Below are 17,317 nucleotides of genomic sequence, written 5' to 3'. Positions count from 1 at the left end.
CATGAGCAACCGATTTGCAGGCAGGCCCGACAAGCTTCGGACCAGCAGCCAGCCCTCGCTGGCTATGTGGGGAGGGATTGAATGCACCGTCAATCGGGTTGGCGAGGTATACCAGGATCAGGTACTGCGAACCGGCCACCACCACCGTCCCGAAGACATGGACTGTCTGGCGCGTCTGGGCGTGAAAACCGTTCGCTATCCGGTGTTGTGGGAGCGAACGGCGCCATTTAAGCCCGACGACCTGAACTGGCGCTGGTCCGACGAACGCCTGGCCGTGTTACAGCAGCGTTCCATTCGGCCCGTGGTTGGGCTGGTCCATCACGGCTGCGGTCCGCACTATGCTACGTTCGAACGGTCGGCGTTTGAGCGCGAGTTTCCCCGCTACGCCCGGCATGTGGCTGAGCGGTATCCGTGGGTCGAGATGTACACGCCGATCAACGAACCACTGACAACGGCCCGCTTTTCGGGACTATATGGCCATTGGTACCCGCACGCCAGCTCCGATCGCCTGTTTGTCGATCTGCTGCTGCGCGAATGCCGGGCGACGGTCCGGGCCATGCGCGAGATTCGGTGTGTGCAGCCCAATGCCCAGCTCGTGCAGACGGATGATCTGGGTTACACGCACAGTACGTCCAGACTGGCCTATCAGGCGGAGTTTGAAAACTGCCGCCGGTGGCTGACCTGGGATTTGCTCTGCGGGCACGTAACGCCCGATCACCCGATGTGGTCGTACCTGCGCTGGGCCGGTGCATCCGAACAGAATCTATGGTTTCACGTTGAAAACCCCTGTCCTCCATCCGTTATTGGCATAAACCACTACGTTACCAGCGAACGATACCTGGATGATAACGTCAGGGCTTATCCGGCTCATCAGCATGCCGGGAACGGACGGCATGCATACGTCGATACGGAGGTTGTCCGGGCGGCACCCGGGCAGCGGCTGGGTCTGGGCAAGCTGTTGATGCAGGCCTGGCAGCGGTATAACATCCCGCTGGTTGTTACCGAAGCACACCTGGGATGCAGCGTCGATGAGCAGATGCGATGGCTGGGCGAAAGCTGGCAGCAGGCCCTGCTGGCTCGCTGCGAAGGGGCCGACGTGCAGGCCGTTACAGCGTGGGCAGTGTTTGGGATGTACGACTGGCATTGTATGTTGACCCGTTGTGAGAATCTGTACGAACCCGGCGTGTATTGCCTGCGGGACGGGAAACCGGAGCCGACCGACCTAACCCGGATGGTGCAGCAGCTGGCTGCCGGGGAATCCGTTGAAACACTCGTGCCGCGAGGCCCCGGCTGGTGGCAGGCAAAACCGCCGATTTTGTGTGTTGTTTAAGAGTCAAACGCGTATGCCAATCAGCCTGTCTGAATACGAACAGTTGTCGAAAAGGCTCCAGTGTGTGGTGTTGTATCAGGCGGGAATACCCCTGATGCCACGGATGCACGGGAGGCAATACATCATGCTGTACAGCCTGGGCAACTTCTACGTAGAGGCCAGCTGGTGGAGGGATCATGAATTGAAATACATATACGCTTTCAAAAGCACGAGCGAACTGGCGCCATACCTCGACAGTATCAACTGGCGTGAGTTTGTGTAACGTCCGCAGCTTGTCGGTTCGTTTCCGGGGGCTCGTGCTGTAGAGTGTCCGGCGTGAAAACACCACCCGGCTGAACCGCGGGTATCCTGGTGCCCGGTTGCCATCGACGAACCTAAAATTGACAGGGTGTAGTTGTTCGAAAGAGGGTCACTTCAAAGTCTCTTCAGGTAGATGCCGCTCCCTTTGTTGGTGCCGCCATTCTCGACCAGGTTGATGAGATTACACTCGTTACGCACCGGCAAGAAATAATACGTGCGTGTACCATATCTTGTCGTTGAAACTATTTGAACATAATCTTCTTCCTTGCCAATCAGGTTCTTACGCACATTGGCTTTGTACTCGTTCTTAAGTACTGGGTGATCACGCGCGACAGCTTCGAACAGATGATCCGGGTCAATCATACGGCCCTGCTGATCAAACGTAACCGTTCCATACCTGACTGAGTTTTCGGCTGCACCGTAGGTAGCCTCGAACCGCCAGGTACCGATGAGGTTCGTTTCAATGGAGGGCGGCTGACACCTCGTGATGTTTTCCAGTTTATCATCGAGTTCCTTTGGTGATAAAGGTGTGATTTTCTGGCAGTTCGTGAAGGTCGCCAAAAGCAAACAACTGATGATTAACCGATTGACAGTTTTCATGGTAAACGTTGGCTCCTGGTACTGAATACTGAAACGGGCTGCTTTCCTCTAACTAAGAAACTACGTAAATAGGCGCTCTATTTTTCGATTGAACAAAAAATTATATTATTTTTATTCTTAGTTGCCATATACGTTGAATTGTTTCAAAGACCATTCCCTAAGAGGCTGATAAATTCGGTAAAACAAGTGAATCGGTTTACCGTTGAGTAAGCGCTAGTACAACAAAACCATAGTTACGAACTTCACAGATAACGTTTGATCATGCGCTGCCAGATTTAACCGGGTCAGCCAATCGACTCTCAACCTCAACAATCAGCGAACGTACCGCTACTACGTTCTGCTGCCTTATCTGCTCAACTGCTATGAAAATCCTGGAAATTCGTACCCTTCGCGGACCAAACTACTGGTCGATCAGGTACCCTAATCTTGTTGTTATGAAGCTGGACCTGGAGCAGCTCGAAGACTACCCGACCAACCGGATCACGGGTTTTTACGAGCGGCTTCAGCAACTGATGCCGAGTCTGTACAGCCACGAGTGCTCCGAAGGACGACCGGGCGGGTTCTTCTTCCGTGTCAAGTCTGGTACGTGGATGGGTCACGTAATCGAACACATTGCGCTCGAAATCCAGTCGCTGGCGGGCATGGACTGCGGCTTTGGCCGCACGCGTGGCACCGGCGATCCGGGCGTCTATAACGTTGTGATAGCCTACCAGCAGGAGCGGGCGGGTATCTACGCAGCCCGGTGCGCAGTGGCCATCGCCGAAGCGCTGATTGAAGGACGCCCTTACGACCTTCAGCACGATCTGGAAGAACTGCGCCGGATCAACGAAACGGATCGACTGGGACCCAGTACGTCGGCTATTGTAGACGCCTGCGTGCGGAAGGGTATTCCCTACATCCGGCTGGATAACGACTCCTACGTGCAACTGGGGTACGGAGCGCAGCAAAAGCGGATTAACACCACGGCTACGGAGCACACCAGTATGCTGGCAGCCGACCTGGCCGGCGACAAGAACGAAACCAAGCGAATTCTGGACGAAGCCAGCATTCCGGTGCCGTTCGGCGAGGTTATCGAATCGGAGCGCGATCTGGAAGCCGTGCTTCGGCAAATCGACTTCCCGCTGGTGGTGAAACCCCTGGACGGCAACCATGGCCGGGGCGTAACGACTGGCATCCAGAGCACACAGGAGTTGTTTACGGCCTTTGTCCGGGCAAAGCGCCATTCGCAGAAGGTCATTGTGGAGCAGTTTGCCAGGGGAAAGGATTACCGCCTGCTGGTCATTGACTACAAGTTCGTCGCGGCTGCCGAGCGGGTGCCGGCCCAGGTGATCGGCGACGGTAAATCAACCATTGCCGAATTGGTGGAGCAGGCCAACAAAGACCCCCGGCGCGGTGACGGTCACCTGAATCTGCTGACAAAAATCAACCTGGATGAGTGCAGCCTTGACTTTCTGGCTGCCCGAAACCTGACGCCGGAGTCGGTGATTGCGGAAGGGGAGACGTGCTGCCTGAAGCGGACGGCCAACCTGAGCACGGGCGGTACGTCGGTGGACGTAACGGACATCGTGCACCCGGAAATTGCGTTCATGGCAGAGCGGGCCGCCCGGGCCATCGGACTCGACATCTGCGGCATTGACCTGATTGCCGAGGACATTACGCGCCCGCTGAAAGCGTCCGGGGCCGCGGTCATCGAAGTAAATGCCTGTCCCGGTTTCCGTATGCACACCCACCCGTCGGAGGGAAAACCGCGCGACGTGGGCAACTACGTAGCCGAGATGCTGTTTCCCAACGAGGCTAAAGGCCGGATTCCGATCATTGCCGTTACGGGCACCAACGGAAAAACCACCACCACGCGACTAGCCGCTCACATCGTTCGGCAAACGGGCGCGCGGGTGGGCTATACCACCACGGATGGGATCTACATCGGCGATTATCTGGTTGAGCAGGGCGACACCACCGGCCCCATCAGCGCGGGTAAAGTGCTGAAGGATGCATCGGTTGAGTTTGCGGTACTGGAGTGCGCCCGGGGCGGTATGCTGCGCTCCGGCCTGGCGTTTGATCAGTGCGATGTCGGTATCGTGACCAACGTAGCGGCCGACCACCTCGGCCTGCACGGCATCCGGACCGTTGAGGACATGGCCAAAGTGAAAGCCGTGATTCCCGAAACGGTGAAGACCGATGGCTACGCCGTACTGAATGCCGACAATGAATACACGTACCAGATGCGCGAACGGATCAGGTCAAAGCTGGCTCTGTTCAGTATGAATCCCAACAGTGACCGGATTCTGCGGCACGTTCGGGAAGGGGGGATGGCGGCCGTTTATGAAGAAGGCTACATCACCATTCTGGATGGACCGGAGCGGATTCGCGTGGAGCACGTAATCAATATTCCGCTGACGTTCGGCGGCACCGCTACGTTCATGATCGAGAATAGTCTGGCCGCTGCGCTGGCTACGTATGCCACGCAGGTATCGATCAGCCGGATTGCGCAGGGGCTGCGGACGTTCATCCCGTCGTTTGAAAATACGCCCGGCCGCATGAACCTCTTTCGGTTCAACGAGTTCTCGGTACTGGTCGACTACGCGCACAATCCGCACGGTCTGTCGGCACTCGGGGCTTATATCAACCAGGTCGATGCTACGTGCAAGACCGGCGTGCTGACGGGGGTCGGCGACCGGCGCGACGAAGACCTCATCGAACTGGGACGGATTGCTGCCGGGCTGTTCGACAAGATCATCATTCGCCTGGACGAAGACTACCGGGGCCGGCATCCGAACGAAATCGTAGAACTGGTCAGTCAGGGCATTCGGGGGGAAGCGCCTGACAAATCCATCGAATTTATTCCCGAAGAACTGAAAGCGCTGGACTACGCCATTCGCCACGCCCAGCCGGGTTGCCTGATCGTTCACCTGACCGAAAAAGTCAGCAAGTCGGTAGAGATCATTCAGGCCCTCAAGGAGCTGGACGAGAAATACGGATTGCCGATGCAGGTAGAAGCCAAGATGTGACGGCCACGGCCGGGTCTATCTGCAGACGCTTCGATGTAGTAGAGTTGTCGCTTAGAAAAGCCGCTTACAAGTTAAACTGGAGCGGCTTTTTTACGAGTCAGGTTTTCATAAACTCATGAACGATCAATCTGTCTGACCGTAAACCGGTGTATGAACATCTTTCCCGCCCTACGTAGCCCGCGGAAGCAGACTATGGTTGGCGCTTCACGGCTTTCGCATTCACTCTTGACCTGACCGCCCACAATACGTTCGCCGTTCGTTCATCCGGCCTCCGTACGAACCCCGACGATACGCCGTTAGTCCAGCGCTACGTTCGCGAGCAGGGCTTTTACGGCGGCTGATCGGGTAAATCCATTAGGTAGCGGCCAAATTGATACTGGTCTGGGTGGCCATTGGGAACAAAAACCGACGCTTTGTAAGTGGAAGCCGCGGCTGTATTGTCTTCTAAGCGATAGGCCACTCCTGCCTCAGTCGGTAAGGTTTCATGATCCAACCACAGGCTTCTGCGCAGGGAACATAACCCGTATGCAGTCAACCACGTTCTCGTTTCGTTCGTATACCACAATGCCCGCTCCGGTTAGCGTCGGTGCCGGAATGAATGAAATCCCGGTTGCCCGTTCCGACGGTCGCAGCGTAATGATCCGCTCCAAGTGGCTTGCGTTGCTCTTCGTACTCCTGTCAGTAAGCAGCAAAGCCCAGCCTGGCGAATGGGCTTCGTCGTCGGCGGGACTGCCCGTTTACAAGTACACCGGGCGGCTGCCGTTTCAGGCCGTCGACAAGGACGGCAAAGACGCCCAACTGCCCGAGGACCCGTACTTCCTGCTGGGGAACTACCGGATGACCCTGATTCCGCACGTCAGCGGTACGTACCAGTTCATCACTGCCGAACGGGCCTGGGCACGTATCAACGCCGATGACCCGCAACCCAACTACGGCCGGGCCGAAGCCAGCCTGTCAATCCAGAACGGCGGGCAGACCCGCAAAATAGACCTGCTGGGGCTGAAATCGATGGCGGTCGACCCCACCATTACCCAACGGCAGTTTGGCGTCGGTTTCGCCCGGTACACGTATGCGCTCGATACGGGTCTGCATTGTACGCGCACGATTTCGGTAAAACCCTCGCCCAAAATTAACGCGGGTAACCCGGCGTTTGTGGTAACTGTAGCGCTGACAAACGGCGGCTCCCAGGCGCGGACGTTGGTCTATACGGAGCGGCTGCCGGTGAACTACGTCCTGATGAACCTGCAGATGACGCCCGGTAACAAGCGCCCTATGCTGTACAAAGCCCGATTCACGGCTGATAAAAGCAGGCAATGGGCGGTCGCTGCCCTGTCGCATCAGGCCACTACGCTGTTGTCGGCACCCGCCGAAAACGAACGGTATCTGTACGACGTAGCGCCCCCGACCGTGTTTATGGCCGTCAAACCAGATAAGGATGCCGTAGCCGCCACCGTCCGTACCGATTCGAACGCACTAGGGGCCGAAGCTACCGTTACGCTCCGGCCGGGAGAAACCCGTTTGTTTCAACTGGTGATCGGTCTGCACGACCAACCGAATTTTAGGTCGGTACCGGAGCAGGTAAACGACCTTTTCGCGGGCGCTGATCTTAACCCCCAGACCGACGGGTTGTTTGCCCGGCAGTGGAAAGCCAGACTGCCTGACCTCTCTGCCGAGCAGGACGAGGTGATGAAACGGGAAATGCTCTGGAACGCGCACATGATGGAGGCCTCGGCAAAATACAGCGTCTATTACCGGGAAACCTTCATTCCCCAGGGCACAGTATACTCCTATCATTTCGGCGATAACATCGCGAACCGGGACCATCTGCAGGCGGCTTTACCCGCCTGTTACACCAACCCCGAACTGGCCAAATCATGCCTGCGGTACGTATTGAAGCACACCGAACCCGATGGCGAAGTCAAGCGGGGCAATAGCGGCTTCGGCTACACACAACCGGGCATCTACAAGGAAAGCGATGAGCAGCTGTTTCTGTTCAACACCTTATCTGAATACCTGCGCATCACCCGCGACTATGGTTTCCTGAATGAACGGGTGGAGCTGTACCCAGCCGAACACGGTAAAACAGAAACGGTATTGAACCTGATACTAAAGCAGTTTGTGTATCTGCGTGACGAGATTGGGGTGGGGCCGAATGGGCTGGTAAAAATCCTCAACTCCGACTGGAGCGATTCGTTTTTTCTGCTGTACTCACCGAACCGCTACATCTGGTCGGCCGAATCGCATCTGAACTCGGCTATGGTGCTGGCGGTGTTTCCGAAGCTCATCACCCAATTGGACAAGGCAGGCGGCACCGGGGCAACGCCCCTCGTGAAGGCCATGAAAGACTACCACGATGCCGTTGAAAAAGCGTATCTGAACGATCTGGGCAACCGTACGTTTTCGGCCCGCGCGTATCTTAACGCTAAGCTGCGGTTTGGCGTCGAGGACGTAACGATGGAACCACAGGGCTACCTGCTGCAGATTCCGAGTCTGCCGGCCGAACGCAAAAAAGAGATCTACCGCTACGTGTACAGCAAGCTGGGTGCGCCGGAAAAACTCGGCCTGCGCAACCGGGAGAGGAAATTCTGGGATAACGGACCGCACGGCGAGGACGGCGGCATCTGGTATTCGCTGGAATACCCGGTGGTTGCGGCTCTGGCCGACTTCGACAAAGCGGAAGGCTGGCGGCTAATGCGGAAGTTTTCATTTGCCAATTTCGCTACGCATTTCCCGCAATACTGGGTCGGCCACTGGACAGCGCCCGACGAGATGAACTCGTCGATGCTGCGGGAAGGCCTGTATGAGTTCTGGTTGAGAATCCCCGACATGCGTAAAGCCTTTCAGGGGTACTGCTCACACCCGCACACCTGGCCGCTGTACTGTTACTTCAAACTGAACGAATAGCCGCTGCCCAACGGCAAGCTCCTGTTTATCAATACTGAACATACAACCTCCGATGAAAAAGAATATCCTGCTGTTCTGCTTCCTGTTACCCTGCCTGATGAGTTATGCGGAAAAGCATGCTACCGAAGTGAAGCCCCTCGACGGGGAGCGGTGGTACGGGGCCTACGCAGCCAAGGCGTTTGCCGGTACGCCTTTCAAAGACATTACCTTTCAGCCATACCTGGCCGACGAAAAACGGAAGGATCTGCGCGTCGATAACCGGGGCAACCAGGCGGCTCCGCTGCTGCTGTCGAGCAAAGGCCGCTACGTATGGAGCGACGAGCCCTTTGCGTTTGAGCTGAAGGGCGGTACGTTGCTGCTGTACTCCGACCACGAACAGATGGAACCCATAGCGGCCGGTAAGACCCTGCGCGAGGCTTATCTGGCGGCCATGCGCAAACACTTTCCGGCATCGGGCAAAACGCCGAACCCGCTTATGTTCAAAATGCCCCAGTACAACACCTGGATTGAGCTGGGAACGGAGCAGAACCAGAAGGATATCATTAAGTACGCCGATGACGTGATCCGGAACGGCTTCCCGACCGGGGTGTTCATGATTGACGACAAGTGGAGCAACCACTACGGTAATTTTGAGTTTAATCCGGTGGCCTTCCCCGACCCGAAAGGGATGGTGGACTACCTCCACACCAAAGGCTTCAGGGTCATGCTGTGGCTTACGCCGTTCGTCAGCCCCGACAGCAAGGAGTTCAAACACCTGCTCCGCCAGAAAGCGCTGGTGCTGCGCGCCGACAACCGCACCCCCGCCCTGATTAAGTGGTGGAATGGCTATAGCGCCTGCCTGGACCTGACCAAACCCGTAGCGGTGGACTGGCTGCGGACGCAGCTGAAGAGTCTGCAAACCCGATACGGTATCGACGGGTTCAAGTTCGACGCGGGCGATTTCGACTTCTACCACAAAGGCTCACGGGTGTTCCCCAACGACGACACCAACACAACCGGCCAGCAACAGGCCGAGGCTTTCGGGAAGCTGGGCACCGAGTTTGATTTTAATGAGTTCCGGGCGGCCTGGAAGAACGGCAATCAGCCGCTGGCCCAACGCCTGCAGGACAAGGGCTATTCCTGGGACGAACTGAAGCTGCTGGTGCCCGATATGATTTCGGCCGGGCTGATCGGCCACCCATTCACCTGCCCGGATCTGATTGGCGGGGGACTGATTCAAACCTTCGAAAACATCGACTACGGCAAGTTCGATCAGGCACTGCTGATCCGGTCGGCCCAGGTGCAGGCGCTTATGCCCATGATGCAGTTTTCGGTGGCTCCCTGGCGCGTACTGGATTCTACTCACCTGGGTATTGTTCGGCAGGCGGCTCTGCTGCATGCCCGCATGGGCGATTACATCTACTCCCTGGCTCAGCAGGCCGCTAAAGACGGCGAACCGATTGTGCGCCACATGGAATACGCGTTTCCCGGCGAGGGCTTTGAGGGCATCAGTAATCAGTACATGCTGGGCGACCGGTATCTGGTGGCTCCGGTCGTGGATAAGGTAGCCACCGGAACCGCGGCCATCCGCACCCTGAAACTACCCAAAGGCAACTGGGTAGACGACCTGAATAAGAAGCACAAGGGCGGCCAGACAATCACCATCGACGTACCGCTGAACCGACTGGTGTATTTTACCAGGCAATAATGAACTGCTTCGAAAAGGCGGTAGTGGGCTCCGTACAAGAGAAGCGCTAAGGATGGCATTAGCGCTTCTCTTGTACGGTTTCGGTTGTAAACAACCGTTCCCTGATCTGGTATCCCGCACCATTGGCCAGGATATGGATCCGCAGATTATTAACGTATACGGGCTCAAGTTCAGGGATTTCGTGGTAGTTGGTTTCGTTGACCTCATCCAATTCGACGATGAACACTCCGCCCGAGCCAATCGCTTTTAATTTATTGCCGCCGGTGATAACGACGCCCGTATCAATGCATAACCCAATTCCCACCAGGCCCGGATTGCGGAGCAGCGCTTCGGTCAGGCGCGGCAGGCGGCCCCGCTGCATGAAGTGCGTGTCAATCACGGCGCTGGGCAGTAGCGAGAGGCCTTTTTCGGTTTCAACAAGGCCTTTGATGAGCGACTCGGCGCTTTTGCCTTCTTTAATTGCCAGTTTCGGCATGGCGGCAGCTCCGGCGCTGGTTCCGGCAATGACAAAGTACCTGTCGTTGTGATATCGGTCGTGGATGCATTGAAGGAGCCGGGTATCCTGCAAGGTTTCGATCAGCTTCGTCTGGTCACCGCCGGTGAACAGCACCGCGTCGGCCTTCTCAATTCGCCTGATGTTTTCGTCCCTATCGGCCTCTTCGGGCGACTCGAAGTGCATGACGTGCAGGTTCTTACAACCCAGCCGCCCAAACGCGTCCAGGTATTCTCTGCCCATCTCGTTCGGCAACTCGGATGCCGCCGGAATGATTTCAATGCGCGATCCGGTACCTTTTACTTCGGCTAGAAACTCTTCAAGTATACCCGATTCGAAGAAGTTGGTCTGGTGGAGTTCGCTCGACGTAGCATCAGTGCCCGGCCCTTTAGCTTCCCCTCCGCCAATTGGTATCAATTTTCCTTTCGGTGCTGTCATAAACACGCTATGCTACTGAATGGTCTACGATGCAACCGCAGCTTCCGGTCGGCTGACTGATCTGGAAGCCAGTGGTCCTGATGTAACTGAAATGAGCTGCGAATGGATATGACAACCGGCAATTTATGAGGTAAAGGCGCAGGGTTTGTTCTGGCGCATTGTATGGCTAAAGTAAGTAGAGTGCTATCTTTGTGGACTTTTACTGCCGTGTAACAACACTTTCCCCACTTCATTCATCGTGCAGATCCCTATTGATGACATAAGCCGTAGCAAGGCACGCAAGGCGTACATGCTGGTCGTTGAGGATAACCCCGATGATGAGGCTCTGATGCAGCGACTGGCTTGCCGGCAACTGCCCGATGTCCAGACGTATTGCGTCAACTCCGTTACGCAGGCCTTGGCTTATCTCGATGGTTGCGCCGTGCACGAACTCCCCCGGCTCATTCTGCTGGACCTGTACCTCCCCCGGCGGGAAGATGGCTGGCAGTTGCTGCAACTGCTGAAAGCGCATCCGCTTCGGCAGCGGCTCCCGGTCATTGTCGTCAGCAGTTCCGACGAAGAGGAAGATATCGTCCGAACCTACGATCTGGGGGCGAACTCGTTCATCACCAAACCCGCCACCCGGGGCGAATGGCAGGCCTATTTTGAAGCATTGCGGCACTACTGGTGGGATACCGTCACGATGCCGCCCTATTATCGATTCTAAGTTCCCCAACGTTCAGTCGCGTGAATTACGTTCGGCAGATTCGTCTACGGCTCGGATCCGTTTGCAGCGGGTCGGCTTACGAACTTTGACCGGCGTCCGGTAACCTATGGCCCCCCGCATTAGTTTTACCGATACTTTCAACTTAAGCGGCTGGTATGACCATTCACGGAACACTAATTGCGATTGGAGGAAACGAAGACAAAGGCATCAAGAAAAAAACGCTGCACGTTCAGGATACACCCCACGATTTTGTGACATCGGGCATTCTGTACCGTGTGCTGACCGAAACAAACAATCCTGATGCCCCCATTGAAGTAATTACTACGGCTTCGAGCATTCCCGATAAAGTGGGCAAAGATTACGTGAAAGCGTTCCGGAAACTGGGGCACAAAAAAGTGAAGGTAATGCACGTTGCTTCACCCCAGGAAGCCGACGATAGGAAAATTCTGGATCGGATTGCCCGGGCGGGCTGCGTTATGTTTTCCGGGGGCGATCAGTTGCAGCTAACCACGGTGTTCCGCGATACCATGTTTGCCCGGCTCATTCACGAGCGGTACGTCAACGATCACTTTATCATTGCCGGAACCAGCGCCGGAGCCATGGCCATGTCAGACCTGATGATTTACCCCAGCCTGCGTAAAAAGGGGCTTACGCCTGAAGTGCGGCTGTTTCCGGGTCTTTGTCTGGTGCATGATGTCATTATCGATACGCACTTTCTCGTACGGGGACGCTTCCGGCGGCTGGCCGTAGCCGTGGCCAATAATCCTACCCACATCGGCATCGGCCTCGAAGAGGATACGGGTGTGATTATCCGGAACGGCAATCAGCTCGAAACCATCGGCTCGGGGCTGGTAACGATTATCGACGGCCGGAGCCTGCAGGATGCCAACCTGACCGTAGCGCAGGAGAAACACGACATTTTTATCGAGAATATGCTCGTGCACGTACTCATTCACGGCAATAACTTCACCCTCCGGAACAAAACGTTTTCGTAAATCCCTGTCCTGGCCGGGACTTAGAAAATACTGGTTTCGCCGTTGCCGGCGTCGTTGCGCCAGCCCCGGAGCATGCAGGAAGAATTGAAGGGAAGGGCTACCTCTCCGGCGCGGTTCAGGGCAATCAGCCCCCCTTCGCCACCGAGGTGTTTTAGTTTGTCGAAAACGACGCGCCCGCAGGCATCGTGCAGCGACAGACCGCTGTATTCAATCAGGCAGGAAACGTCGTAGGCCGCCACACGCCGGATCATGTACTCGCCGTCGCCAGTGCAGGATACGGCGCAGGTTGAATTGCTGGCGTACGTGCCGGCTCCAACGAGCGGACTGTCGCCCACGCGGCCGGGCAGCTGTCCGGTCAGGCCGCCCGTCGACGTAGCTGCGGCCAGATTGCCGTGCTGATCCAGCGCCACCGCCCCAACGGTGCCCTTACTTTTCGTTGGCAGCTGGTGCTTTAGTTCATCGTAGCTGGTCTGCGCAAAGAAGTACTCGTCGGGTTCGAACGGTAGCCCCTGCGCCCGGGCAAAGGCTTCGGCACCGTCGCCAATCAGAAATACGTGTTCTGATGCATCCAGAACGCTCCGGGCCAGGGCGATGGGGTTACGGATGTTCCGCAGCCCGGCAACGGCCCCCGCTTCCAGCGTCTGACCGTCCATGATGGCGGCTTGCAGCTCATTCGTTTCGTTGCTGGTGAAGGCCGCTCCTTTTCCGGCGTTGAACAGGTCGTTATCCTCCAGGGCAATTATCGCCTGCTCAACGGCGTCGAGTGCGGTGCCGCCGTTGAGCAGTACATTGCAACCGGCGTTCAGAGCCGCTTCAAGGCCTTGTCGGTACGCCTGTTCCTGACCGGGCGTAAGCTCAGAAGGGGTAAGGGATTTGGCTCCGCCGTGTATGGCAATAACGAACATTGGCTACACATCGTCATCGTTATAGCCGGAGCCGCTCGTCACTGTACCGCCACTGGTCCAGAGACCGCCACCCCGTTCACCGCCGTTTGTGGTGTTTTCGCCACTGGGTCCATCGTCAGGTACGTTCCGGTCGGGCGTATGCTCCGGATCGTAGTTGTCGGCGTGGCTGCCGGGATAAAGCACCTTGCCCGACTCATCAGGATCAGGGCTTTCGGCATAGGAGGAGTCAACGGGCTCGTCGTCGGTCGGGTATTCTTTGTAAGAGTCGCGGTTGATACCGGTCTCGTCCGAATCGGGCGATAGTTGATAACTGACTGGTCTGATCATAACGGGTCGATGTAAAAACCCACCTCCTCAACCGAACGATGACCGATGAAGGAGGTGGGTTTTTTAACAAAAACTGATTTATACTTTTTCGCCGGCCTGCTGAAGCTGCTCAACCTGCGCGTGGCCTTCGGCAGCCGGTGGGCCCAGCTTTGGCTCCTGACCGTACGGCTTCGCTTTTTCCTCGCGGAACTGCGACTTGCCATCGATCGACTGGCCCTGGGTCCAGCGCCGGTTCTGCCCGATCGATGGTTCGTCCGGATCGACGTTGGTGTTGACGAAGACGTAGCTGAATTCCTTGGCTTCCTTGTCCTGCGGGAAGCTGTTGGGAATCGGGTGAACGTTGCGCATATCGCCGTGGCCCAGTTCTTCCAGCACGGCCAGCCATTGATTCTGGTGCATCGTATCGCGGGCAATCAGAAACGACAGCATGTCTTTCATTCCGGCATCGTCGGTCAGCTCATACAGCCGCGTTGCCAGCACCCGACCGGTCGATTCGGCCATAACGTTGGCATACATGTCGGCGGCAATGTTGCCGGAACTAACCACCCACGATCCGTTGAACGGTACGCCGTTTGCATCGGCCGCCATCGCCCCAAGGCCACCCGACAAAAAATGTCGAGGATCCATGCCGCCCATTACCTCCTTCATCATGGTGTTGTTGCCGATAATCTCATCTACCAGACCGCTCGACGCTCCTTCGAGGTTCAGCGCTACGGCCGTTACCAGCATTTCGATGTGCGCCATTTCTTCAGTGCCCGTATCCAGCAGCATATCCCGATACCGCTGCGGCCCACGCGAATTCCAGGCCTGGAACAAATACTGCAGACAAACCCGAATCTCGCCTTCTATACCACCGATGGCTTGCTGAAGCGCCCGTGCGAATTGCGGATTCGGCTTTTCGACCCGCACCTTGTACTGGAGTTTTTTGTCGTGATAGAACATAGAGTAAATAGATTATGTGAACACAGACTTAATTGGTTTTAAGCCGGCTTTTGTTTCGTTTTTTCTCAAGTTTTTTCCGAACGGCCTGCCGCTGCTCGATGGCAACAACCACCCCTTTTAATACAATCACAGCGGTCAGAAGGCCAAGCAACGTATTGAGAATGAGTAGCAGTAATCCTTCCACGCGTAACCAGATTTAAATCGTTAACCGTATTGTACCACCTGGCTGGGGTAAACAAAGTCTACCCGGCCAACGATCCTGTCGGCCAGGTAGCTTTGCGGCTATTACTACACACTATAACCCCTGGCACTCGTTCACAATGTCCGTACAGTTTCTGCTAATGGGCAGTACGTGTATGCCTTGCTCAGGTCAGGGTTTAACAGGGAAGTGATAAAGAGGGGGCCGGTTGACCCGGAATTAGTGAGGCAATGGGGAGGGAGCCGCCCGACGTTTGTTCGGGGGCGGTACGTACGTGACAACGTGTAAACGGTTCCGATTAACTCAACAGCGCGCCATTACCGCATGGCCTGTACAGCTTCGGCGACCTTATCGGTATTGATGATGTCGACGCCCAGTCGTTTGAGCTGTTTCCAGGCGTTGGGCGTATCGGGGATGGCCCAGAACCGGATGGGTTTACCGTCGTTGTGGGCCCGCTTGATAACCCGCTTCAGTTTGGCCCGGTCTTCGTCGGAGAGGTCGCCGTTGCCGTCCCAGCGGGAGTAGCTGCGAAAACTATCGCTGACCAGTGCTACGTGCCGCAGGGTTTCGGTGTCGTAGATTTCGTTGGGGCGTCCGTCGAACTGGATAAACGCCGGGTAATCGAGATAGGTCTCTACTTTGGGTCGGTTGCCGCTGACAATCACCTGAACGGCCAGCGGATTGACCTGTCGGTTAAAGCAAACCATGGTTTCCTGCAGCAACGCAATTAGTTTGGGCATCACCTCGGCTGCTTCATCCTTCACGTCGATCATCAGGGCAAATGTGTAGTCGCGTTCAGGGCTGACGCGTTCTTTGTACTGCTGAAACCGCCGGACGATGGGTTTTATGTACAGCGAATCGAGGGTGGGGGCGGTGGCAACCTGGTTTTTGTCATGCGCAACAACCAGCACGCCGTCGCGCAGCCATACATCCGCTTCAATAAAGTCGGCGCGTTGCTCATAGGCATTCACAAACGGCTGAGCCTGCGCGTAGTCATTGTGGGCGTGAATTTTCTGACCCGCAGCCACGGAGATGGTCAGCCAGAGCGAGACGAAAAGAACAGGTAGGGAGCGCAGCATAACAAAAAGTCGATGGGAGTGAGTGCCGGAAAGTTACTCAACTGTTTTGACTTGTGCTGGAATTCCCGGTATTTCCTTCGTAAAAATTAAGGCGTGCTACATATGTTGGAGTGCTGAAAAATAATACATTGCCCAGCTGATGTTTCAGGATCAACTTTATGAAAAAACAGGTATTCACAATGGCCCTGCTGCTTTGGGGCGGCTTACTTCACGCACAAATTGAAAAAGGAAATGGGATTCTGACCGGAACGGTTTCGATAAACTCCGGCCAAACGGAGTCAACCGATGAGCCGGTAATCGGCTGGCGGCCCGCTGTTAATCTGACGGTTGGCCGATTCGTGGCCGACAACTGGCTGGCGGGCCTGTCGGTCGGAGCTACCGCCGGGTTCATAAAACAGGATCAGCGTCTGTTGGGCAGGTCGTTTACCACCCGGGACAATTCGCTGACTGTCACCACGACCCCGTTTGTGCGCCGGTACTGGAAGTTTACGACCGGCTATGTGTTTGCCGGCGCGGGGTTGTCCGTGGCCGTTGGCGGGGTGCGACAGATCAGTCTGGAATCGAGCGGCACACAGGTAACGTCGATTGAAAACCGGTCCCGAAGTGTAGCGTTCAGTCCCCGTCTGGAGGCCGGATTAACGTACTTCTTCACCAACCGGCTGGCCCTGCAGCTTGCGGCCAGCACCAATTCCATGCCGTTCAACACCGCGGGACTCGACGCCGGACTGGTGTACTGGACGGGCCCCGGGCGGCAGACCGGTCGGCAGCGGGAACGAGCCAATTCACAAACGGACGCGGGGCGCTGGCTGGTGGAAGGGAGCTTTGCGGTTAGTAATCAGTCGGCCGACCAGTACCAGACCGCCATCCGCCAAACGGCCCGGTTCTCCAGCACAACGTATTCGCTCAGTCCATCGATGGGTTATTTCATCGGAAAAAACAAACTGCTCGGTATCAGCGTACCCCTGACGTGGATTTCGTTCCGCTCAGAATTGCTCAACGAAACCGGTCATGCCTGGTCGGTCGGGGTTTCGCCTTACTACCAGCAGTACTGGACCTCAACGCGGCTAACCCCATACACACGCGTGAATGCGTCGTACGCGTACCTGAATCTGGCTGACGACACCGACGCCCTCAACAGCTACGGGGCCGGCGTCAGTGCTGGACTAGCCTACATGGCCGGGCAGCGGTTCATCGTGGAAACTTCGCTGGGGAGTGCTTCCGTAAACTTTGCGGATACGAACGGACCAAACAAGGTGTGGAATGCCAGCATAACCGCCGGCCTGACGGGTAACTTTGCCATACGGTATGTCTTTAAGTAGCGGTGGGCTACCTTGCCGTTTGCCCCTAAACCGCTATTTTTGGCCTGATTGTTCGTTATAACCACCCGCCGTATCAGTCGGGCTT

The 17,317-nt window shown here is 56.3% G+C and carries 15 protein-coding genes; 8 read left to right on the top strand and 7 right to left on the bottom strand.

The window, feature by feature from the left end:
* The first annotated feature begins 1 nt into the window (after position 1).
* Both DYU11_RS22215 and DYU11_RS22210 read left to right on the top strand, forming a co-directional pair.
* Positions 2-1,330, top strand: coding sequence for a family 1 glycosylhydrolase (locus tag DYU11_RS22215; protein WP_119669915.1), 1,329 nt, complete (start codon positions 2-4; stop codon positions 1,328-1,330).
* Positions 1,331-1,343: 13 nt separating this feature from the next.
* Positions 1,344-1,592 (top strand): hypothetical protein, encoded by a 249-nt coding sequence (locus DYU11_RS22210; protein WP_119669914.1) that lies wholly within the window; start codon positions 1,344-1,346, stop codon positions 1,590-1,592.
* A 152-nt stretch (positions 1,593-1,744) separates the two neighbouring features.
* Here DYU11_RS22210 and DYU11_RS22205 read toward each other — a convergent pair whose 3' ends face one another.
* On the bottom strand, positions 1,745-2,230 hold the full coding sequence (locus DYU11_RS22205) for a hypothetical protein (RefSeq protein ID WP_119669913.1): 486 nt from the start codon (positions 2,228-2,230) through the stop codon (positions 1,745-1,747).
* Positions 2,231-2,592: 362 nt separating this feature from the next.
* Between DYU11_RS22205 and cphA the strand changes: the two genes are divergently transcribed.
* The 3 genes from cphA (at position 2,593) to DYU11_RS22190 (ending at position 9,829) form a co-directional block, all read left to right on the top strand.
* The gene (gene cphA, locus DYU11_RS22200) at positions 2,593-5,238 is read left to right on the top strand and encodes a cyanophycin synthetase (RefSeq protein ID WP_119669912.1); all 2,646 of its coding nucleotides are present in this window, start codon (positions 2,593-2,595) and stop codon (positions 5,236-5,238) included.
* Between the two features lie 525 nt (positions 5,239-5,763).
* A complete protein-coding gene (locus DYU11_RS22195) occupies positions 5,764-8,142 on the top strand; it encodes a hypothetical protein (protein WP_119669911.1) in 2,379 nt (792 codons plus the stop codon).
* 52 nt (positions 8,143-8,194) lie between these two features.
* On the top strand, positions 8,195-9,829 hold the full coding sequence (locus DYU11_RS22190; protein ID WP_119669910.1) for a glycoside hydrolase family 31 protein: 1,635 nt from the start codon (positions 8,195-8,197) through the stop codon (positions 9,827-9,829).
* Between the two features lie 58 nt (positions 9,830-9,887).
* Here DYU11_RS22190 and DYU11_RS22185 read toward each other — a convergent pair whose 3' ends face one another.
* A complete protein-coding gene (locus tag DYU11_RS22185; protein WP_119669909.1) occupies positions 9,888-10,760 on the bottom strand; it encodes a cyanophycinase in 873 nt (290 codons plus the stop codon).
* A 238-nt stretch (positions 10,761-10,998) separates the two neighbouring features.
* Here DYU11_RS22185 and DYU11_RS22180 point away from each other — a divergent pair, with 238 nt between their 5' ends.
* The gene (locus tag DYU11_RS22180) at positions 10,999-11,466 is read left to right on the top strand and encodes a response regulator (RefSeq protein WP_229365979.1); all 468 of its coding nucleotides are present in this window, start codon (positions 10,999-11,001) and stop codon (positions 11,464-11,466) included.
* Between the two features lie 155 nt (positions 11,467-11,621).
* Complete coding sequence (locus tag DYU11_RS22175; RefSeq protein WP_119669907.1) at positions 11,622-12,461, top strand: cyanophycinase; 840 nt, start codon at positions 11,622-11,624, stop codon at positions 12,459-12,461.
* Between the two features lie 20 nt (positions 12,462-12,481).
* Here the strand turns inward: DYU11_RS22175 and DYU11_RS22170 are convergent, their stop codons facing one another.
* The 5 genes from DYU11_RS22170 to DYU11_RS22155 form a co-directional block, all read right to left on the bottom strand.
* Positions 12,482-13,366 (bottom strand): isoaspartyl peptidase/L-asparaginase family protein, encoded by an 885-nt coding sequence (locus DYU11_RS22170; RefSeq protein ID WP_119669906.1) that lies wholly within the window; start codon positions 13,364-13,366, stop codon positions 12,482-12,484.
* 3 nt (positions 13,367-13,369) lie between these two features.
* Complete coding sequence (locus DYU11_RS22165) at positions 13,370-13,693, bottom strand: hypothetical protein (RefSeq protein WP_119669905.1); 324 nt, start codon at positions 13,691-13,693, stop codon at positions 13,370-13,372.
* Between the two features lie 78 nt (positions 13,694-13,771).
* Positions 13,772-14,635, bottom strand: a complete 864-nt coding sequence (locus DYU11_RS22160) for a manganese catalase family protein (protein WP_119669904.1) — start codon at positions 14,633-14,635, stop codon at positions 13,772-13,774.
* A 28-nt stretch (positions 14,636-14,663) separates the two neighbouring features.
* Entirely contained in the window at positions 14,664-14,819 is a 156-nt protein-coding gene (locus tag DYU11_RS33330) for a hypothetical protein (protein WP_158600340.1), read from the bottom strand.
* A 332-nt stretch (positions 14,820-15,151) separates the two neighbouring features.
* On the bottom strand, positions 15,152-15,913 hold the full coding sequence (locus tag DYU11_RS22155) for a phosphatidylinositol-specific phospholipase C/glycerophosphodiester phosphodiesterase family protein (RefSeq protein WP_119669903.1): 762 nt from the start codon (positions 15,911-15,913) through the stop codon (positions 15,152-15,154).
* Between the two features lie 158 nt (positions 15,914-16,071).
* Between DYU11_RS22155 and DYU11_RS22150 the strand changes: the two genes are divergently transcribed.
* A complete protein-coding gene (locus DYU11_RS22150) occupies positions 16,072-17,232 on the top strand; it encodes a hypothetical protein (protein WP_119669902.1) in 1,161 nt (386 codons plus the stop codon).
* Positions 17,233-17,317: the final 85 nt, after the last annotated feature.

Origin of the sequence: Fibrisoma montanum (assembly GCF_003583365.1) — a bacterium.
GTDB lineage: Bacteria > Bacteroidota > Bacteroidia > Cytophagales > Spirosomataceae > Fibrisoma > Fibrisoma montanum.
This window is presented reverse-complemented; position numbering and strand designations above follow the sequence as displayed.